This is a genomic window from Paenibacillus nuruki (assembly GCF_963311185.1).
GTDB classification, from domain to species: domain Bacteria; phylum Bacillota; class Bacilli; order Paenibacillales; family Paenibacillaceae; genus Saccharibacillus; species Saccharibacillus nuruki.
This window is the reverse complement of record NZ_OY725677.1, coordinates 852768-874429: the sequence shown is the minus strand read 5'-3', so window position 1 is coordinate 874429 and position 21662 is coordinate 852768. Positions and strand designations below refer to the sequence as shown.

13 protein-coding genes are annotated in these 21662 nt (G+C 39.7%); all 13 read right to left on the bottom strand.

What is annotated here, in order from left to right; translation table 11 throughout:
- Nucleotides 1-79 precede the first annotated feature (79 nt).
- Nucleotides 80-1978, bottom strand: a complete 1899-nt coding sequence (locus RCP16_RS03870) for an Ig-like domain-containing protein (RefSeq protein ID WP_308641706.1) — start codon at nucleotides 1976-1978, stop codon at nucleotides 80-82.
- Nucleotides 1979-2146: 168 nt separating this feature from the next.
- A complete protein-coding gene (locus RCP16_RS03865; protein ID WP_069328984.1) occupies nucleotides 2147-2563 on the bottom strand; it encodes a hypothetical protein in 417 nt (138 codons plus the stop codon).
- Nucleotides 2564-2590: 27 nt separating this feature from the next.
- Nucleotides 2591-3262 (bottom strand): uracil-DNA glycosylase, encoded by a 672-nt coding sequence (locus RCP16_RS03860; protein ID WP_273594423.1) that lies wholly within the window; start codon nucleotides 3260-3262, stop codon nucleotides 2591-2593.
- 274 nt (nucleotides 3263-3536) lie between these two features.
- Complete coding sequence (locus RCP16_RS03855) at nucleotides 3537-7502, bottom strand: GH32 C-terminal domain-containing protein (RefSeq protein ID WP_308641705.1); 3966 nt, start codon at nucleotides 7500-7502, stop codon at nucleotides 3537-3539.
- Nucleotides 7503-7533: 31 nt separating this feature from the next.
- Complete coding sequence (locus tag RCP16_RS03850) at nucleotides 7534-9810, bottom strand: GH32 C-terminal domain-containing protein (RefSeq protein ID WP_308641704.1); 2277 nt, start codon at nucleotides 9808-9810, stop codon at nucleotides 7534-7536.
- Nucleotides 9807-12260: a PfkB family carbohydrate kinase gene (locus tag RCP16_RS03845; protein WP_308641703.1), complete on the bottom strand. Its 2454-nt coding sequence runs from the start codon at nucleotides 12258-12260 to the stop codon at nucleotides 9807-9809. Before RCP16_RS03845 ends, RCP16_RS03850 begins: the two co-directional genes overlap by 4 nt.
- Before the next feature lie 20 nt (nucleotides 12261-12280).
- On the bottom strand, nucleotides 12281-13873 hold the full coding sequence (locus RCP16_RS03840; protein ID WP_308642442.1) for an ABC transporter substrate-binding protein: 1593 nt from the start codon (nucleotides 13871-13873) through the stop codon (nucleotides 12281-12283).
- 135 nt (nucleotides 13874-14008) lie between these two features.
- Nucleotides 14009-14905 carry a carbohydrate ABC transporter permease gene (locus tag RCP16_RS03835; RefSeq protein ID WP_069328979.1) on the bottom strand — a complete coding sequence of 299 codons (897 nt, stop codon included), beginning with the start codon at nucleotides 14903-14905 and terminating at the stop codon, nucleotides 14009-14011.
- A gap of 13 nt (nucleotides 14906-14918) precedes the next feature.
- Nucleotides 14919-15872 (bottom strand): ABC transporter permease, encoded by a 954-nt coding sequence (locus tag RCP16_RS03830; protein WP_193555929.1) that lies wholly within the window; start codon nucleotides 15870-15872, stop codon nucleotides 14919-14921.
- Between the two features lie 173 nt (nucleotides 15873-16045).
- Nucleotides 16046-17014, bottom strand: a complete 969-nt coding sequence (locus tag RCP16_RS03825) for a LacI family DNA-binding transcriptional regulator (RefSeq protein WP_137220740.1) — start codon at nucleotides 17012-17014, stop codon at nucleotides 16046-16048.
- Nucleotides 17015-17177: 163 nt separating this feature from the next.
- Nucleotides 17178-19856 carry a glycoside hydrolase family 2 protein gene (locus RCP16_RS03820; protein ID WP_308641702.1) on the bottom strand — a complete coding sequence of 893 codons (2679 nt, stop codon included), beginning with the start codon at nucleotides 19854-19856 and terminating at the stop codon, nucleotides 17178-17180.
- Nucleotides 19857-19893: 37 nt separating this feature from the next.
- Nucleotides 19894-20721, bottom strand: coding sequence for a carbohydrate ABC transporter permease (locus RCP16_RS03815; RefSeq protein WP_137220742.1), 828 nt, complete (start codon nucleotides 20719-20721; stop codon nucleotides 19894-19896).
- Nucleotides 20722-20727: 6 nt separating this feature from the next.
- A complete protein-coding gene (locus RCP16_RS03810) occupies nucleotides 20728-21612 on the bottom strand; it encodes a carbohydrate ABC transporter permease (RefSeq protein ID WP_069328974.1) in 885 nt (294 codons plus the stop codon).
- Nucleotides 21613-21662: the final 50 nt, after the last annotated feature.

Here is a 21662-nt window from a genome sequence, read left to right as displayed (position 1 = left end):
TTTAGTTAACAAAAAGACTCTACCTCATGAGGTAGAGTCTTCCTATTAGCTAGATCACATCAAGTGAATACATTGATTATTATTGTTTAGCAGGAACAACTTCTTTTACGTTCACAGTAGTCGACAATTTTTTATCGCCGTATTCTACTTTAATTGTTGTTGTCCCTTTAGCAAGTGCTGTAATTTTACCTTCAGTAACTGTAGCGATATTGGCTTTGGTACTTGTCCATGATGCTTCTTTCGTTACATCCACTTTCAGACCTGTATCATATTCAGCTACGACCTGAACCGATTTAGCATCGCCAACAGTCAATTTCAAAGCTTTCTCAGAGAACGTTAATTTTTTCAACTTCGCTGTTACATTGACTTTAACTGTCGATGTTAAGCCCTGGTATGATCCTGTCAACGTTGCTGTTCCTAGATTCACGGCTTTGATGCTTGATCCTTTAACTGTAGCTACAGAAGGATTAGAAGACACCCAGTTCATTTTGGTAGATAGGTTTACAGATTTACCTGTTGCCGCATATGTTCCTACCGCTTTAATAGATTTGCTCTTTTTGATATTCAATTCAACCACTTCTGGCGTAACTGTGATTGATTTAATTTTTGGTTCCATCGTTACTGAAACTTTAACGATTTTGTTAAGGTAAGTTCCTTTAAGCGTAGCTTTACCATTTAGCAATGCTTTTGCTGTAGAACCTGTTAACAATAAGCTTTCAGAAGAAGAAGTCCAGTCGATATCTTTACTTACATCAATCGTAGAACCTTCTACTGTCATTGCTTCTACTTTAGGCAAGCTTGAAGATTCACCAACAACAATACTTAAAGTCGTTACATCTGGTGTTAATACAAGCAATTTCGTCTGAACGGATACCGGTACAGTTACTTTAAGGTCACCAATCGTACCCACTAGATTGACCTTACCTTCGCTTTCAGCTTCTACTTTAGTACTTGTAACTGAAGCAATACTTCCGTCACCTGCACTCCATTCTACAAGCTTAGATAAGTCTACTGTTGTTCCATCTACTGCTGTACCTGTTACTTTAGGAAGTGTAGCACTATCTCCTGTAACCAAGTCGATTGAATCTACACTAGATTCTACTTTTTTCATAGTTTTGTAGACTGTAACTTTGAAGCTCTTTGTATAATCTTCATACTCTGCTTTGATCGTAGAAGTACCTTCTACCCACGGAGTAAGCAAACCTTTATCTGCTGTTACGTTGATTGCATTAGATGAAGTCCATTTCACATCACTCGTTACATCTGTATTTACGCGAGTGGCGTCAGCTACTTCTGCTTTGATTTGTTTAGGAGTATCACCGATAAACATCACTTGATCTTCTTCAGGTGTTAGTAACAATCCTTGGAAAGAAGAACGTACATAGATCGTTTGTGTATCTGCTAATCCTGCATATCTAGCAGTTACTGTTGTTGTTCCTTGTTTGATTCCTTTTACCGTACCCAGAGATACAGTGGCTACTGCTGCACTGTATGTAGACCATGTTACTGAAGAAGTGACATCTTCTGAACTACCGTCTGTTTTGGTAGCTGTTGCTGTAAATGTATAAGGCTGTCCGATCGTTACATTTGCTGCTGCATCTGGTGAAATTTTTAATGCTGTATAGGGTGAGTTCACTGTTACTTTTTTAGTAGCAGATAGATCGCCATACTTAGCAGTGATTGTCGTTGTTCCTGTGCCAACCGGCGTAATACTTCCTGCTTTAACTGTTGCTACTGTAGATGCTGAAGAAGTCCATTTCGCTTCGTCAGATACATCTTCCGTATTGCCTGCTCCGTCTACTGTGGATACTGTCAAGTCAGTAGCATCATCATCTAAAGATAAAGTTAACGCATTATCGTCGGCGAATTTGAGTGATACGGCAGTCGTATTTGCTGCGAAAACTCCGGCTGGAAATAGTGTGCTTGCCACGATTACAATTGCAAGCATCCATTTTGCCATTTTTGCAGTATGTGTCATTAATTTCTCCCCTTGTATACAATATTTGTGTTCAGCTCTGTCCATTCCTGTATTAATATCGGTTGGAATACTATATTTTTGAAGATAAATGATCCAAAATAAGGCTATAGTCCTGTAAATTCTCTTCTTTTTCTGGAAAATCAAGGGGTATTTTCATCACTATGTAGTTCAGCATCCACGTAGAGAACGTACAATAAATCGATAATCGGATTTACGCAAAATACGTCCATTTCCCAAAACAACTTGTTGATGATCGTGTCTGACGATCTGCGCTTGAAGTTCAACCAGTCGATCACCTTGCCAGATCATAACTTGGGAGCCGAAAAGAATAGCATTATCGAATTGCACAGGTAATTTCATAATATACCCGATATGATTAAGTTCTGCTGCGGAAGACTCTAGCTCTTGTGGTAACTGTTCTAGTTCTTTAATATACAAAATATCATTGAGCAGAACATTGATCGCACCCGGTTGCAGAATCAATCTATTTTTACTTTCATCCCAGTACTGGATCGTACCGTACAAGCGAGAAGAATATTCATCATCTCGGGTGACTACTACTTTTTTACCTTCCCAATGCTTCATCTTTTCACCTCCCTGAATGATTAATCTTTATGTGATATTAGGAATACGCCAGTCGATTGGACGTTCACCGTGCTCCTCAAGAAATTGATTGGTACGTGAAAAAGGTTTGCTTCCAAAAAATCCTTTGCGAGCAGCAAAAGGACTTGGATGTGCTGAACGAATCACTAGATGACGCTCTTGATCGATAAAAGCTTCTTTTTCACCAGCATGATTGCCCCACAGTAAAAATACCATTGGCTCTTTTCTATTATTAAGCGCATGAATAACAGCATCTGTGAATTGTTCCCATCCTTTGCCTCGATGAGAAGCAGGCTTGGATTCTCTGACTGTTAATGCAGTGTTGAGCAAAAGAACACCTTCTTTGCCCCATTGTACAAGGGAACCGTGATTGGGTGTCGGTACATCGATATCTTCTTTTAGCTCTATGTAGATATTACGTAAAGAAGGTGGTACTCTTACCCCTGGCATCACTGAAAAGCTTAATCCTTCTGCTTGTCCTGCGCCATGATAAGGATCTTGTCCCAAAATTACAGCTTTGACTTCTGCATAGGGAGTCAGACGAAAAGCTTGAAAAAGCAGGTCACGTGGAGGATAGACGACCTCTTCTGCATACTCTTGATCTAGCCATGTCATCAACTGTTGAAAGTAAGGCTTTTCGATTTCTTCTTTTAATACTTCATCCCAATCATTACCGAACATATCCAACACCCTTTCTTCATTATTGATCTGTGATCTGACAAAAAAAGGACCGACCCATTATTCATGAGTCAGTCCTTTGTACAATAGGTGTACTTATGATAACCACGTATACCTACTTGAATGCTAAGGATCTCACCGTTCACCTATGAGCAACATTTATAATAGAAAGTAAACTATGCTATGCGTCTGTATTATAGCGTATTCTAGGTTCTAAAGGCAAGAATCTAGAGGATCTATTATCGTGAACGAATGGATGCTATTCTTTATATTTTTTCTATTTATGAGCAGGTACATTAAAGTCATCGACATTAATATGTCCGAATCCTCCAGTTGATTGATCCACTACTTTAATGTAGAGTTCTTCGCCTAAATATGCGGATGCATCCCAAATTTTTCTTTGATACTCTTCATAGTTAGTCGCTGTTTCTTTAAATAACTCTTTGCCGTCTGATGCTCGAACCAGTGCTACATATAATTTATCGATATCACGACCTCCACTGAGTAAGAAATTGATACGTCCATTTCCTCCCAGAATAAAACGTTGTGATTGTAGTGTACCGGTTAAGCTATCTCCTCCAGCTTGTTCATTGAATCCCCATAAATGGTATCCACCCGGGATTTTTTGGGAAGGATTGAAATAAATCGTGTCCCAGAAAAACTTTTGATTGGTGACATGTACATTTTGGAAAGCATTCCCTTCGCTAATCCATCCTGTAAGATCACCTGTAGCAAAATCATGATTAGGCAAGTCTTTAATATTGGTGTATTTGGTATTATCCCAATCCTCTGGTACATCTACAGGTGGAGCAGGTTCACCTGTCAAAGCATTCATATTCCATACTTCCATCGACTTCACTTGGATATCCTGATCTGCCCAGACTTGTAAACCAAGCGAATCGTATCTACCCACATAGACGCGAGTGGTCAATTTTTTCTTATCGTTGGCAAAAGCTTCAACAACCGAACGATCCAAGAAAATATGCAATTTCAGATTTTCTCCATCAAGGTCTACATATCCGCCTTGGATGCCATCGACACGTACATCAGGATCTACACTGCTTTTATTGCGATCGACGTTAAAGGTTTTATTAGTTTTATCATAATAGATTAATGTTTCCTCTTCACCTTTGTCAGAGCGTCTGACTTTCAGTCCAAACTTCTGAGATTGTTTAGGATCGATTTCCATTACAATTTCTAACGTATCGCCTTTGACCGATTGAATAGCTTGATTAGCAGCTTGTAGATTTTTTTCTTTGAAATTGACTACTTTCGCACCCCGTAGACTCTGTAATTCTTCTATCGGTTTAATCTGTAATTGATCCTTACTATCCAGACTCAGCGAAATCGGCAATGCCAAATTATGAGCCCAGCCTGCCTGATATTCAGCTTGCGGTGTTCTTACATTTTGCACCATCGAATAAATGACTGTTCTACCGTCAGGTGTGACCATTCCACTTTCAGCGGTTAAATAGCCGTCGCCTACATCTAACTTAGAAGGCGCTTCTTGATCCGGAATAAATTTGAAATGTTCTCGATCCCATGTGCCTATCCAGTAAAAGACTTCAACATCTCTTTGCACATCGTTAGCTGGAGCAACATGCTCTGGTTTTTCATGCGGATTGATAATAAAAATATGTTTTTCTTTGCCTGCACTATTTTTACCTAATGGTAACAATACAGGCAATTCCCATACTGTACCGAGTTCAGGATAGCGAGTTCGATCACTTTCATATAGTGGACCTTTGTACTCCCAGTTATACATATCATCCGATACATATACCAGAGCTGTACCACTGCTAAAATCTTTGATACCAGACGTGACTAACTGATACCACTTGTCAGTTTCTTTGTCATACCATACAAAAGGATCGCGGAATTCATTCGGAATTCCTTTACCGTTCTGTTCAGTCACCGGTGTAGGATGTTTCACCCATTTCTCCAAATTAGGATCAGCCAAATTCGCAGGTTTGGCTAGAGCTGTACGTTGATTAGGAGATAATGCATCATTTCCAGCTGTATAAAATAACACAGGATTACCTTCGCGATCATAGGCTGCACTGCCTGACCATGCACCATCAGGATCCAGACTACCTGCTTCTGGAGCAAGTGCAGGTCGTACATTTTCCCAATGTACCATATCATCACTCACCCAATGACCCCAATGAATCTGATGCCAGAAAGGTCCTTGCGGATTATGTTGATAAAACAAATGATATTTTCCGTTAAAATAAATCGGTGCATGCGCTTCATTCATCCAATTTTGTGGAGGCATTGCATGATATTGTGGACGATGTTGATCCCCATCAAAAATAGCAGGATCTTCATCAATATCACCATTTGGAATAGTTGGAATGTTGCCACCATGCAGAGTTTTCACACTCTCATATTCAGCTAAAATCTCTTGAGAAGTTAGTGCTTTGTTGTATAGCTTTAATTCATCAATCAATCCGCTAAACATATTAAATGAAAATAAACCTGCTAGCTCGACTGGATTGTTATTTTTTCCGATCACTAAATCTGCTGAAGAAGGAGTAATCGGAACGTTCGCAGGTGTTGCCTGAGAGGCTACTTGCTTACCGTTCAAGTATAACTTGATAATACCTTCTGTTTTGTCAAAAGTGGCAGTGACATAATTCCATTTGTATTTCTCAAGCGGGTGATCTTTAACCCATACTTGAACCCACTGACCCCCGATTCCTAACTGCATCGACCATGTGCCATGTCGATACATTCCAAGTGCAAAACCTTCTGCTTTATCCGGGTTAGACTGATTGATAATCGTAGATAGCTTATTGCCATCTCCCCATTCATAGCTACGTGGAGCTACCCAAGCTTCGATTGTTAATGCATCATTGACAGTAACAGTATCTTTGGCTTGAATCTGAATATCATTCGAATAGCCATCAAATAGTAAGGCTCCACCTTTCACTCCACGTGAAGTCCATCTAGGATCTTTGGAATCCATATATCTAGCGTTGTTAAATACATAATTCACATCGTGTTCGATATTGGTGACTTTTTCTAATGCTTTCTTTCCTGTACCTTCGTCAAAATTCATATCAAAAATAGTACCTACATTGTTAGCTCGAAAAGCATCAACAGCAATACTAGCTTGATCAGATGAATCGATAATCTTCAGATACAGTTGCTTATTGTAATATTTCTGGAGTTGCCATGAGATCTTCTGATTGGCACTGACAGTCTCTGTCTTTTTCAGTAGCACGTCTGTCTGTGCATCATATAGGGCAACATAAGCATCCTCTGGATGAACGATATCCAAAATAGTAAAGTTTATCATGCCTGTTCCTTGAAGTTTGAAAGTACTGGAAGTTAATGAACCGATTCCTTCCAGAGAAGACTTGGCATAATACTGTCCTTCTTTGCCCGCTTTAGATTCATCAGTTACTTGAAAAGGAGTCCCTTCTACTGTCCAACCTTCAATATTCCCTGTCTCAAAGCTAGGATTTTTTATTTCACCGGGAATAGTAGCCACTGGAACCCTATTTTCTGCTAATATGCCTTCTTGAGGAGCCGTTTTATACAATGTTTGGAAATCATCTGCGAAGATCAGTCCCCAATCGGAGGTTGCATGATCCACAATCTCAATATACAGTTTTTTACCTACATACTTAGACAAATCTGCTTTATACTTTTCCATATTTGCAAGTCTTAATCCTTGATTGGGATTGGGGAATCCAGATTCATTAAAAGCAGAATTTCCGTATTTGGCTACAGAATTTCCTGTATCTGCATCAATAATGTTCACATAGGCTTCATTATTATGCTTACCTCCGCCCAATCTAAACGTAATCCAACCTGTCCCACCAAGCTTGAACGTACTCGAACGAAGTGTACCTGTAGCCGATTCATCATATTTCCAACCGTTTAGATGATAAGAGCCTTCTTGATTGTATGGAATTTTTTCAGCCCACCATGTCGTTTCATTGGATACACTGTTCGGGCCGAATGCATTACCTTCAACCACCGTCCAGCCCGTAAGATCTCCTGTCTCAAAACCTGGATTGGTAATCCCATAGACTGCTTGTGTAGCTGATAATGTAGGATTTTGATAAACTGCATCTGTCACCGATGATTGGATGTCTTTCTGTGAAATCGAAATATCGCTTATCGTAGATTCAGGTGCTGCTGCCGCTGATATTTCAGGAGCGATACATTGAAGAATCATAATCGGAATAATCAATTTGGAAATCCAAGATTGTCTACTCTTGATATTGTTCATTAAATAGCCTCCTTCATCGTATAAAGCGCTTCTACCAAATCGATTGCATATCCCATACTTCCATCGAGATCACTTCTAACTCTCCATCACTCCAAAGTTCCATTTCCAAAGCATCTGCTCGACTAGGATAGACTCGAGTCGTTAAGCTTTTCAATCCATTTGCATAGACTTCGATCATAGAACCATCCAGATAGATATGAAGCTTCAACGGATCATCATGAATGTCTAACGTACCCCCTTGAATGCCTGTAGAGACCTCTTGAGGATTCAGTGTTGATTTGGTACGATCAACCAACAATTGAGCATCCTTTCTATCGTAATATAGCAATGTTTCTTCTGCTCGATCCGGTGTACACCGAACTTTAATCCCTATGTTTTGAGCTGTACTGGATTGCAGTTCGACCTGAATCTCTAGTCGGTCACCTCGAACATGCTTCAGAAGGTCATTAGCTTCTTGTAACGACTTTTCTTGAAACGATACATGCTTCTTCCCACGCAGGGATTGAAGCTCTTGAATAGGTTCTATGCCTAATCGTCCATCTTCCCTCAAATAGATGCTTAGCGGTAACCCAGCATTGTGAGCCCAACCTGCCTGATATTCAAGTTCCGAAGTACGATCACCCTGTGCAATAGTGAAAATAATTTTTCGATTGGTTTTGGGATCTATCATTCCGCTCGGGCCTGTAAAATGAAAATCTCCTACATCAATTAATTGAGGTTCTTCTTGATCCGGTATAAATGACATTTGTTGTTCATCCCATTGCCCGATCCAATAGAACACTTCAACATCTGCGCCCTCTCCTACAGGGCTAACTAACAAAATATGCTTATGCTGACCCTGCTGATCGATTCCTAATGGAAGAAAGACAGGCAACTCCCAAATCGGCCCAAGATAAGGATATTTCTGTAGATCCGCTTGATAAAAGATACCTTTGTACGTCCAATTCAGCATATCTTCTGAAGAGAAGGCAAGTGCTACTCCGCCTACATCTTCAATACCTGATCCTACTAAAGCTAACCAGCGATCACCTTCTTTCCATACAAAAGGGTCTCTAAAATCTCCAAACGCACCTATTCCATGGGGTTGCACCATCAGAGAATCTGGATATTTAGTCCATTGCACAAGATCTGGATTGTGATCTTGCAAATAAGTGCTTTGTGCAAGGGCTACACTTTGATTGGGAGAAAGATTATCATTGGCTGCTGTAAAGAACAAAACAGGTAGCCCGTTGGCATCATAAGTAGCGCTTCCAGACCAAATTCCATCAGGTGAAAGGTCATCATGTTCAGGAGCTAGCGCTACCGGGAGATCACGCCAGTGTACAAGATCTTTACTCACCCAGTGCCCCCAATGAATATGATAAAAGAACGGGCCCAAAGGGTTGTGTTGATAAAATAAATGATATTGCCCGTCAAAATAAATCGGTGCATGGGGTTCATTCATCCAATGAGCAGGCGGACTCGCATGATACTGTGGTCGATGCCGATCTTGTAATAATGGTGTTCGATCTAGCTTGATCTCGTCATATTCTAGCTGTGGATGTGTACCTTCAGACGTACTGTCTAAAACATGTTGATACGCAGAAGCAATCTGCTCTGTATTCAGTGCTTGATTGTATATTTTGAGTTCATCGAGGATGCCACTGAACATTTGAAGATGGAATACATCAGCCAGTACACTGCTATGATTGTTTCTACCAATAAGCAGATCGGTATCGTCAGCTTGAACAAGTCGAGCGCCCACAGGTACATCAGTACAAGCTATTTCGCTACCATTCAAATACAATTTAAGTTCTCCACGATCACTGTCAAATACAGCATGGATACAAGACCATGTATTTTTGGGAAGTTCATATCCAGCAGGTGCCCATACTTCTTTCCATTGCCCGGTAGCCAGCCCTACTTGAAAAGACCATGATCCATGTCGTGACATTCCTAGTAAATAGCCTTGTTTTTGCTCCATATCATGACGATTCACAATAGCTGTTAGCTTGCCTTCATTGCCCCAATCATAAGAACGTGGTGCTATCCAGACTCCTATCGTAAGTGCAGAGAAAGAGACAGCTTCACGCTCTATACCTGTCTTATCCAATGAATGAGCAATATACGTTGAATATCCATCGAAGCACAGCCCACTTCCGACAACGCCTTTTCTCCACTGTGGATCGTGCTGATGCAACTCTGATGAATGAAAAACATAATGGATCGAATCTTGGACTTGAGAGATATTCTCTACCGTGCTTGATCCTTTACCTTCATCAAAGTCCCAATACATTATCAATCCACGATCTTCTGCCAGGTGACTCATGCATCTGCCCCCCATGCAATAGCATCTTGCATTGTCACCGATTTCAGGGTATGCAATTGAAGAGAAGTTAGCGTCGTTTGACCTGATTTTGTACTGATCTCGATAGATTCAAGTGGATCAGGGAAAATCTGATCGGTGATAGCGACAATACCCTGATTGGCATACACTTCTATCGAATTGCGATCTACCCAAATATGCAGATGTAATCGCCCTTCTTTTATCGCTAGAGGAGCACCGTGTTTGACAGCAAATGAAGGATGAAAATCCGTTATTCCTGAACAAGAACGATCGATAAATAACCACTGTTGCACAGGATCGTAACCGATAATCACTTCACTTTGTTGCGAAGATTGAAGACGGATATGAACTTCATCTTGCGAGCGGACATCTAGCTCTACTTCTATTTCGATGAGATCATTACGGCTATGCTCTACAAAAGGAGTTGCAGGTGTAATCAAAATATTTTCCCAATGTCGAGATTCTTCACGTAACTGTTGTAATTCTTGTACAGGCATTTGCTTGAGTATTGTATGTCCGTTGTTAGAAGTTAGAGATAAGACACGTGGTAGCGTCATAGCGCCACGCCACAAATCAGTAGGGGTGTCGTTAGCATATTTCCAATTACTCATCCAGCCGATAATCACCCGGCGTCCATCTTGTTCAGGTATATCTGACCAAGTCACGCCTGCATAATTATCTCTACCATAATCCAACCACATGACATGATCTTTAGGGTTATCATTGCTGAAGGTATGACCGTCAAAATCTCCAACAAAATATTGTGTTCGAGATCCTTCAGGGTATTCAGGATGATCTCCTATACTTATTATCAGCACCCATTTGGAATACCCTGTATCATCTATAGGTAATTCAAATAGATCAGGACATTCCCATACCCCATCATGTGAGCCTTGACCTTCGCCAAATGTGCTGGTTAACGACCATTCCAATAAGTTTTTGGATGTATAGAATCGTGCATGATCGCCTGCAACAATCACCATAATCCAGTGAGCACTTTGCGAATGCCAGAACACTTTAGGATCTCTGAAATCGATCAAGTCTTTTTCCGTAATCACAGGATTCCCAGCGTATTTGTGCCAGGTATGCCCTTGATCGCTACTATAAGCTAGACTCTGACGTTGACGGGGTTGATCGGTGTCTGGATGGGTATCTGCATGGGTAAATATAGCGATTAATCCATGAGTATCTTCAAATAATCCGCTACTATTTTGCCAATCTACAACACAGCAACCCGAAAAAATCGCTCCATGTTCATCCGGAAATAAAGCAACCGGCATATGTTGCCACTGAATAAGATCTTCACTGACAGCATGCCCCCAGTGCATCGGTCCCCATTTCGTACTGTACGGATGATATTGATAAAAAAGGTGATACATGCCTTCGTAATACACTAATCCATTCGGATCATTCGCCCAGTTAGCGGCAGGTGCAAAATGAAAACCGGGTCTGAATACATCTGTAGTATGCTGTTGATTTAACTTCATAAATTGCTCAATCTCATCTATTGTTGGCATCGCTTCAAGAGCCCCTTTTCGTGTAGTCACTAATGCTCCTCCAGCGTTCGCAAAAGTAAGCATACTTATCATTTGTGGCGTTGTTACATGTTCCAAAGCACTATCACTCTTCAGAATGTGATATAACAAGCAACCTAGAAAAGCATCACCAGCGCCTGTAGTATCAATAGGGTCAACTTGGAAACCCTTTACATATCCCTCTAGATGAGATAAACGGTAATAACAACCTTTTTCAGCTAAAGTTACTACGATCAAGGGAATATTGAATTGACGTTGTAACTCTAACGAACCTTTTTCAATATCAGTGGTGTTGCAAATAAAACAAAGCTCTTCTTCCGATATTTTCAAAACACTGGCATGATTCATTCCCCACCATATCTGTTGCTTAGCTTCTTCTTCACTTTCCCATAAAGACATACGCAGATTCGGATCAAAAGAAAGAAGTACTCCTGCTTCTTTGGCTTGCATCACCGCAGTCTGAGTCGCACTACGTGCAGGTTCATGACTCAACGATACCGAACCAAAATGCAGCACTTTACAATGTTGAATCCGCTCGAGTGAAATGTCTTCTGATTTCAGAAAAGTGTCAGCCCCTGGCTTGCGAAAAAAACTAAACGATCGATCGCCTTGATCATCTAAATGAACAAAAGCCAAGGTTGTACTCGCTTCGTCTGTAAAAGACACTTCAGATACATCCACTCCAGCATTTAACAATCGTTGATGTAGTAACGAACCAAATGGATCACCTCCTACCTTACTGATTAATGCCGTACTCGCTCCTAGACGAGACAATGCAGTCACTACATTAGCAGGTGCCCCTCCAGGATTGCACTCAAACAATTGATGATGTTCAGCTGTATGTCCAGCCGGGGTAAAATCCACTAGCAATTCTCCAATAGCAATAACATCAAGCACAGTTGTTCTCCACCTATTCTCTATTTATTTGTAAGATTAGCATTGTAACGATCAAGTCCGGTCTGATAGATGCCCATCAATTCATTCAGACCCATTTTCTCCAATGTTTTTAAATAATCATTCCACTCTTCATCGGTCACACCGTTCACAATAAATTGTCCTCTTTTCGTGTTGACATATCTCATTAATTCAGGCTCAATTCTGTTGATCTTATCCAATTCTTCTGCTGCAAAAAAGATATTTGGGTACTTCTCTTTTTCCATATAAGGAACATAGTATTTGGCTAAATCTTTAGCACGATTCTGAGCACGAGGCTCCATATCTACAACTTTCCCAAAATCAGCAGCCGTAATGACGCCCGGTCCACCTGATCCTGGTGTTACTTTTTGGCGATACTCTCCTGCGGATGCTCCTTCTGGAAGTGGCAGATTGACTAATTTACCATTTTTGTCTTTTTTAAATATGATATCTAACGGACCCCAGTGAATTTGGGCAGCCATATACGGTTCATATTGTTGATCAATCCAACGCATCGTCAATTCGGGATTACTGTTGACGCTAGTAATAGCAAAAGCTCCGCGCCCTGGGCCTCCACCGTTAGCACGTCCAATCAATTGATCTCCTTGCGGTCCTTTTAGTGGAGATAGAAGAACATAATCTTTAGCACGCTCTGTTCCAACCACTTCTTCAGCTTCCCACCAGATATACGATCCAAGCGTCTCATCAATCGTTTTACCTTTAGATAAATACTGCGCGGCATCTTGAGTAAATGATTCTGGATCAATCAGACCTTGCTTGTACCATTTCTCATGGAAATACGTTAATGCTTCCTTGTATTGAGGCTGGGTAGCGGTAAAGATCACTTGTCCATTGCGAACCACTCTGTGCTCCAAATTGTCAGGAAGCCCAAAAGCTCCAAAAAGACCTGCAATATCCATACACCATTGCATATGCATAAAGCTTAATGGGATTTCATCAGGCTTGCCGTTTCCATTAGGATCTTGTGTTTTGAAAGCCAATAAAGCTGCTGTATATTCATCTAACGTTTGCGGAACAGGAAGCCCTAATTGATCCAGCCATGATTTATTAATCACATGAAAGAACGGGTTGATTTCAAGATTGTTTTCTTCCCAAGAAGGTAATCCATAGATATGCCCATCTGTTGCTGTAATGGCTAACTTGATATCAGGACGACGTTTAAGCAGTGCTTTCAAGTTAGGCGCATATTGATCAATCAAATCTTCCAACGGAATAATCGTGCCATCTTTTCCATAATTGATTAACTCGTAATCGGTAAATCCTGCTGCATAAAAAGCATCTGGTAAATCGCCACTAGCAATTAGCAAATTTTTCTTTTCTGTATAATCAGTATCAGGAATATTCTCCCAATTGATTTTGACATGTGTCTTCTTTTCCAGACGTTTGAAGATTTCCATTTCTGAAAATTCTGGAGCTAAAGCAGACTTTGGAGATACCATTCTTAACGTTATTGATTCATCTACAATAGGAAGACCTGTTTGATGAAAAGCTACTTTTTTACTGGGATCACTACTTTGATTGTTGGAACCATTATTGGTTGAACATCCACCCAGTATTAACGCTCCACTCACCATCAAAATGACGGTACTTTTTAATACAGATTTCACAATTTCTAACCTCCTTATACTTTCCACAAGCTACAATCTGGTATCACATGTTATGAAAATAGATCTCTTTGCGATCATCACTTCTGTGTAACTCTATTTCACTTATCCTTTGATTGATCCGATCATGACTCCTTTAACAAAGTACTTCTGCAAAAATGGATACAACATCAGTAAAGGTAGACTGGATACCATAATCACGCCGTATTTAATCAATTCAGTCACACGCATTTTCGCTGCATACGATTCGACATCAATCATCATGCCCGAGTTGACCTGATTCTGAATTAGAATATTGCGAAGGACTAATTGTAGTGGATACTTCTTATCGTCACTCAAATAAATCAAAGCATCGAAGAATCCATTCCAAAAGCCGACTACATGATAAAGCACCATAACCGCTAAAATAGATTTGGATAAAGGTAGAACGATACTCCAGAAAAATCGAGTATTGGAACAACCATCAATAGAAGCGGCTTCCCACATTTCATCTGGAATCGATGATTGAAAAAACGTTCTGACGATAATAACGTTAAATACGCCACCTGCTCCAGGAAGAATAAGCGCCCACATGGTATTTAACAAATGCAGATCTTTTATTAGCAAATAGGTAGGAATCAACCCTCCACTAAAAAACATAGTGATTAGCAAAAACCACATAATAAAAGACTTTCCAGCTAGATTTTTACGAGCTAAAGGATAAGCTGCAAATACGGTAACTGCAACTCCGATCAGTGTTCCGAGTGTGGCATACAAAATCGAATTCGCGTATCCAATCCATATCGAAGAATCATTAAAAATTCGTTCATATCCATCTAGAGTAAACCCTTTAGGAAATAACCAAATCTCACCCGAATAGATGTAATTAGGATCACTGAATGAGGCAACCAATACAAAATACAATGGATATAATACAAGCAACATAATAAAGGTCAGTAGAGCATAATTAATAATGTCAAACCACATATCTCCTCGACTTTTACGCTTCAGCAATGAATTCAAAGTAAACTCCTCCCTACCAGAGACTGGTTTCTGTCATTTTTTTGGCAATTCGGTTGACTGTAACAATCAGAACAATATTGATCAGTGAGTTGAACAAACCTACTGCTGTCGAAAAGCTATATTGTGCTTTCTGAATTCCCATCTCATACACATAAGTTGGAATAATATTAGAGGTCGCATAATTCAAATCACTTTGCATTAAGAATGCTTTTTCAAAACCTATACTCATGATATTACCGAGGGCGAGAATCAGTAAGATCACAATCGTTGGCAAAATACTTGGAATATCGACGTACAATACACGTTTCCATTTGCTTGCACCATCCATTGTTGCCGCTTCGTGAAGTTCAGGGTTAACCCCCGCTAGTGCAGCCAGATAAATGATCGTGGCAAACCCTGTTTCTTGCCAGATCCCTGATAAGATATACAGTGGTCGGAACCATCCTTCATCCGCCATAAAGAGAATCGGTTCTCCGCCAAACATCGTAATGATATGATTGATCATTCCACTATTGGGAGATAGAAAAACGTTAAGCATACCGATCAGTACTACTGTAGATATAAAATGCGGTGCATAAATCACAGTCTGTACAAATTTTTTGTATGTTTTCCCTAGCATTTGATTGAGCATAATGGCAATAATAATCGGAGCAGGGAATCCAAATAATAAGGATAAGAAGCTAAGTGAGAGCGTATTCATAATAACTGTCCAGAAATTATAGGAATTAAAAAAATCGATAAAGTGTTGAAATCCTACCCATTCACTTCCCCATATTCCTCGACTGGGTGAGAAATCTTTGAAGGCAATCTGTACGCCATACATAGGATAGTACTTAAATAGAAGATAAATAATAATGATCGGTAGTAAAAATAAATACAATTCATAGTCTCGTTTGAAGCGACTCCATCTTTTTTGTTTGGTTTTGGTCGGTTGTTTGACCTGACTGGTTATCGAATCCACTCTCATTCTCCCTTTCATTTCTATCGTTTTTGAAACGTTTCCAACTTGGTCTAAATAAAATATTCACGTTTCATTTTATAGGATTGATCATTTTTGAAACGTTTCCAATTTTAAATAAAAAACAGCAAGTACTCCTTATTACGCAGTATGTACTGAAGTTTTTTTGATCTAAACAAAGATCATGTCGTTTCACCTTGTTTGAACATTACTGGAATACGGTATACTTGTTGCTCCAAAGAGACACCTTCCATTTTGCTATACAGGAGTCTAATACTCGTGCGCGCCATTTCTTCTACTGGTTGTCTGATTGTTGATAATATAGGATGAAAATAAGGACTATCTTGAATCCCATCGTATCCAATCACTTTTACATCTTCTGGAACTGAGATCCCCTGTTTAGTTGCTCTGTCGATATAATTCGCTGCCAACATATCTGTAATTGCAAATACACCATCAATATCAGGATATGTACCAAAAAACTCATCAAAATACGCTTGATCATCTACGATCGGATCTGCCTTTTCATAAATAACATAATCGATTCCTAGTGCTTCTGCTTCATCGATAAATCCTTTTCTTCGATTCATCGTTTCGCTAAATACAGAAGTGATACTTCCCATAAAAGCTGGCTTTTGAGATCCTGCTTTAACCAGTTCTCTTAGAGCTAAGCGCCCTCCTTCATAATTGTCTGAAGTGACACAGGTGATCTTCTTATTAAAGTGTCGATCAATACTTACAATCGGAATATCATTACTGACACTACTTTCGATATCGTTATACGTTATGCCTACAATACCCGCGACTTTGTTTTGTCGTAGCATATCCAGATAGTACAGTTCTTTTTCAGGTTTCCCTCCACTATTGCATAACATTAACTTAAATCCTTCTTGATCCAATTCATCTTCAATATAATAAGCTAATTCAGAAAAGAAAGGATTCCAAATACTCGGAAGCAATAAGGCTACCATTTTAGATTTTTGCATTTTGAAATTACGAGCGACTTCATTCGGGAAATAATTAAGCTCTTGGATAGCTTCTTCTACTTTTCGACGTGTGATTGGTTTAACAGCTCCAGAGTTGTTAATAACTCTAGAAACGGTTCCTACAGCAACGCCGGCTAGCATAGCTACATCTTTAATGCTGGTCATTTAACACCTCCGACCTTTCTTATGGAATTTATAATAGCACCAAATTGGAAACGTTTCAATACTTTTTTGGAAACGTTTCATTTTAAATAAAAATTGAACAAAAAGGACTTACTCTTCCTTCTCGAGTCAGCCCTCTTCTACTACAAATATAACGGTTATCTAGCTAGCTATTTAATTCAGTTTGTCGTTCGTTAATACTAGCATGTTGTTGAAATGCGCTAAATACGATCTCAGGGAATCTCTCTCCATCTATTACAGAGTGATCCGTATTCTCTACCGATAATGGCTCTGTTGAAAATAATTCAGCTTCTTGACGACAGCAAGTCACGGTAATGTGTTTGGATTCACCCGGGAAAAGAGTAAAATAAGCTTCACTTGCTGTGATCCAATAACGGTCACTGGATTCATAAGGATAGATATGCAAAGCTACACTTTCCCCTTGATTGGTTACTTTATAATCTCTTGTCCATAATGTATAAGCGATACTATCAGATACAGAAGTACTCCACTCTTGATCGGCTTCTACCTGTAAATAAGAATTGCCTTTTTGAAGCGCAGGTGCATAGATAGACTGTTGCTTCGTTGAAAAAGTATACATATTATCTGCAATCGATTTCTCTCCACATGTAGACTGCAAGCGAATATAGAATAACTGATCTTCAGTCTGTGGAATCGTACAGCGGAACAAAGCAGGCGTTACCGCATGATTGGAATTAGTTGTTCCAACAATATGGCGTTCTTGCAATATCTGACCTTTGCTGTTCAGCAATTGGATATTCACTTTAAATGGTTGGTCGTGATCATGACTAACAATACGCATAGGAAATGCGACAATCTGCCCTGCTTGATAATGTAGACTACGATAATCGATACTTGCTCGAAAAGGAGCAAACGCTTCTTTCACCCAATAATAAGCCATTTTCGTTTCATAATAATAATCTACTAGATTTGTGCAGCTCACATTAGGCCACGGTTCATTCAATTGCCAGACAAGACTACCACTATTGTTAAACTGCCGGCTTCGATTGGAATCCAAAATAAAGCGTAATCCTTCAGCTTGAATCCATTGGCTACAATTAACAAACGTTTCTAATGTCTCTAAAGAGCCAAATAAGTCAAGATCCCGACTATACGTATCCCACCATTCTCCATGATGCCGCCAGACCAGACTCTCTTCCATCGAAGTCGGTTGCCGATAAGACTCACTTAGAAATTTATGTAGACTGCGAACAGGACTCATCCCGTCTACGCCAAACTCACTATGAAATAAATGATCTGCTTCTCCATACAATACATAATGTTGCGGATTACCTTCATATTTCCAGTGACCGTGTACATCATGGCTGACACCTTTTTCATGGGTAATATATTGCACAGGTCCTGAAGCAGATGTTGGTAAAAACAACCGCTGTGCGTCATATTGCTGAACAAGTTGCTTGAGCATCGCTAAATTAAGATCATCATATGTCGAAGGAATATTAGGTGCACTCATTAATTCATTACCACCACTCCAGATCGTAAGGCTGGTATGATTGCGACGACGCTTTAGTGCAGAGATCGCATTGGTTTGTAATAAAGTCAAAAACTCTGGCTGTTGAGAAGGCCTATTATCTATTCCAGAACTAGACTGGATAAATTCTTGCCAGATCATAATACCGTGCATATCACATAGCTCATATAAAATACTTTTTTCTATAATACCACCACCCCAGATGCGAAGCATATTCATATTCGCTTCTTTAGCAAGGTGAATAAGCCATTCATAACGACCATCCGTAATATTGCCGTACAGATGATCCAGTGGAGTGATATTTGCACCGCGAATATAGATTTTACGCCCGTTAATTTTGACAGTGTAAGGTAAAGCATCTGCTGGGCTTTCTTCATTCGCTATATATTCTAAGCGCCGAATCCCTATACGACATGTATACAGATCACATTTCATATCCTGCTGAAGCAATATAACCTCTACAGTATACAAAGGCTGATCTCCATATCCATTGGGATACCATAACTGCGGAGAATCAATAACACTTTGAATGTTAAATGCAGACTCATGCTCTGTAAGTGACTGTTCTAATTGAACAACCGAATTTCCTGCTGAATCCAAAATAGATACTTGCACTAGCTTAGCCTCTTTACTCTCCCCATGTTGCTTGATCTCTCCAACAATCTGAATAAGCCCTTGATGTTGCTCATTTAGATCTGTCTGTACTTGAATATCCTGTAATGAACAGTTTTGATAGGACTTGAGCACAAGATCATCCCAGATTCCAATATTGATCAGACGGGTTGAAAAGTCCCATTTGTAATTGAATCGGCTTTTCTGAGTAAAGGTTGTAGACGTTTTGCCGATTTGCCCCATTTCATCAGGAGGATGTTTGAGTACAATTAGTAATTCAACAGTCTGACTTTGCTTCAGACATGCGGTGATATCCAATACAGCCGGTTCATACATCCCGATATGTTCTCCTAGAAATTGCCCGTTCCAATAAATAAGGGCTTCGTAATCAAGCCCTTTGCAGATCAGTTCAGTTCCAATAGATTCTGGGTTTACACCCCATACATCTGTCCAGTCAAAACATGTCCGATACACCCACCAGCGATTCTCCACCCATTCACATTTTAGACTGTTCATATCAAGATATGGACTCTCTATCCAACCTGCACGATAAAGATCATAATGAACACCACCAGGTACAGTTGCTGGCATCCATTCGGTCACACCCATTAATTCATTCCCAATCTCCATACTTGTTCCTTTGATCGGAACCCAGGGCCAGAATCCTTTCAGTTCCCATGTCAACTGACGCAATGAATATTCTTGATCTGATGTATACATACTTGCCAATAGAATCATGTCCTCTCTTACCGTATGATTATCCTTTTACTGCACCACTGGTCACACCTGAAAAGATATATTTTTGCAGAAATAAATATAATAAAACGGTTGGAATCATAATAATCAGAATCGCCGCACAGATATTTGTCCATTGGGCTTGATTGTTTCCCGCAAACCGCATAATAGCTGTAGAGACCACCACTAAGTCTTGCTTGGGCATATACAGAAATGGAATATACAATTCATTGTAAATATTGATTGTTTTTAAAATAATTAACGTAGCTGTTGCAGGCCCTAGTAACGGTAAAATAATACTGCGATAAATCCGTAATAAACTGGCTCCATCCATCATGGCACTTTCATCTAATTCGTACGGAATATTTTTGATAAATTGCAAATAGATATAGATCTGGATCACATCGGCTCCTACAAAAAGCAAAATAGGTGCATACAGCGTATTATAGATTCCCATCGCTTGAATAATAGAAAAGGTAACCACCTGAGTCGTGATCGTCGGGATAATCGTAGCAATCAAAAACGCCCCAATCACGAGTTTCTTCCCTCTAAATTCGATTCGTCCTACAGCATAAGCCACCATCGTACCCAGTATAATATTGCCGATTAACGCGACCATAATAATCAGAAATGTATTGAAGAAAGCATGCATAATATCTGCACGATCGATTACATTTGCAAAATTGTCAAAGTTCAAAAAGCTAGCAGGTAACGAAAAAGGGTTACTGCCTTCATCTTCATTTTTAAATGCATTTACAAATACAACATACAGTGGAAAAAGAACGGTACATGTACCCACAATCAAAATGACATATTTGAGCATATGCACAAGATCAAATTTTCGACTCATTAATGATCAGTCCCCTTTCCGATTAATGACTAGATTTTGAACTAACAAAATAATGGCTGTAAATAGAAGTAACACCACACTCATCGCTGAAGCTAACCCATAATTGTTAAATTGGAAAGCAGTCTCGATCGTTTTGAATAAGAACGTTTCACTCGCTCCAGCAGGGCCGCCTTTGGTTAAAACAAACGGTAAATCGAATACAGCCAATGCACCACTAAGCGTTAGGAACATATTTAACGAGATGATAGGGGTTAGATTAGGAATAGTTAGTGACCATAACATTTGAAAACGACTGGCTCCATCAATTTTAGCGGCTTCGTACATATCACCCGGAATCGATTGTAAAGCTCCTAGATAAATGACCATATTGTAGCCCATAAAGCGCCAGAAGCCGATCGAAGCCAGTGCATAGTTAACTAGCGAAGCATTACCGAGCCAACTTTGTTGCCATGACTCTAATCCAACAAGCCCTAGCAATCCATTCAACGATCCATTAGTGGTATCGAAGACATACTGGAACATAAATGCAACTGCAACGGCATTCATAATAAAAGGAAGAAACAACATCACTCTAAAAAAATTACGTCCTCGCAACTTGGAATTCAAAATAACAGCAAATACAATCGCTACGATATTTTGAATAATACCAATCAGTACATATGGAATCTGATGTAGAAAAACACCAAACAAATCTGGATTGGTGAAAATCTCAATATAGTTCCCTAGTCCAAGCCACTCTTTAACCGGACTAATACCATCCCAACTGGTAAAGCTCAAGTATACTAATCGCATCGCCGGATAATACGTAAATAGCGCTAACAATGCCAAAGGGATCAACAAAAACGATATTAAAATGAATTTGCGTTGTAACGGATATGAAATATGACTCATCGTTCCACTTCATTCCCTTTCTATAACAGCTTCATAGAGCAAAGTAGACT

Coding starts and splice junctions, on each gene's coding strand:
- RCP16_RS03870 (WP_308641706.1), bottom strand. CDS start 1,978: ATGACACATACTGCAAAAATGGCAAAATGGATGCTTGCAATTGTAATC.
- RCP16_RS03865 (WP_069328984.1), bottom strand. CDS start 2,563: ATGAAGCATTGGGAAGGTAAAAAAGTAGTAGTCACCCGAGATGATGAA.
- RCP16_RS03860 (WP_273594423.1), bottom strand. CDS start 3,262: ATGTTCGGTAATGATTGGGATGAAGTATTAAAAGAAGAAATCGAAAAG.
- RCP16_RS03855 (WP_308641705.1), bottom strand. CDS start 7,502: ATGAACAATATCAAGAGTAGACAATCTTGGATTTCCAAATTGATTATT.
- RCP16_RS03850 (WP_308641704.1), bottom strand. CDS start 9,810: ATGAGTCACCTGGCAGAAGATCGTGGATTGATAATGTATTGGGACTTT.
- RCP16_RS03840 (WP_308642442.1), bottom strand. CDS start 13,873: ATGGTGAGTGGAGCGTTAATACTGGGTGGATGTTCAACCAATAATGGT.
- RCP16_RS03830 (WP_193555929.1), bottom strand. CDS start 15,872: ATGAGAGTGGATTCGATAACCAGTCAGGTCAAACAACCGACCAAAACC.
- RCP16_RS03825 (WP_137220740.1), bottom strand. CDS start 17,014: ATGACCAGCATTAAAGATGTAGCTATGCTAGCCGGCGTTGCTGTAGGA.
- RCP16_RS03820 (WP_308641702.1), bottom strand. CDS start 19,856: ATGTATACATCAGATCAAGAATATTCATTGCGTCAGTTGACATGGGAA.
- RCP16_RS03815 (WP_137220742.1), bottom strand. CDS start 20,721: ATGAGTCGAAAATTTGATCTTGTGCATATGCTCAAATATGTCATTTTG.
- RCP16_RS03810 (WP_069328974.1), bottom strand. CDS start 21,612: ATGAGTCATATTTCATATCCGTTACAACGCAAATTCATTTTAATATCG.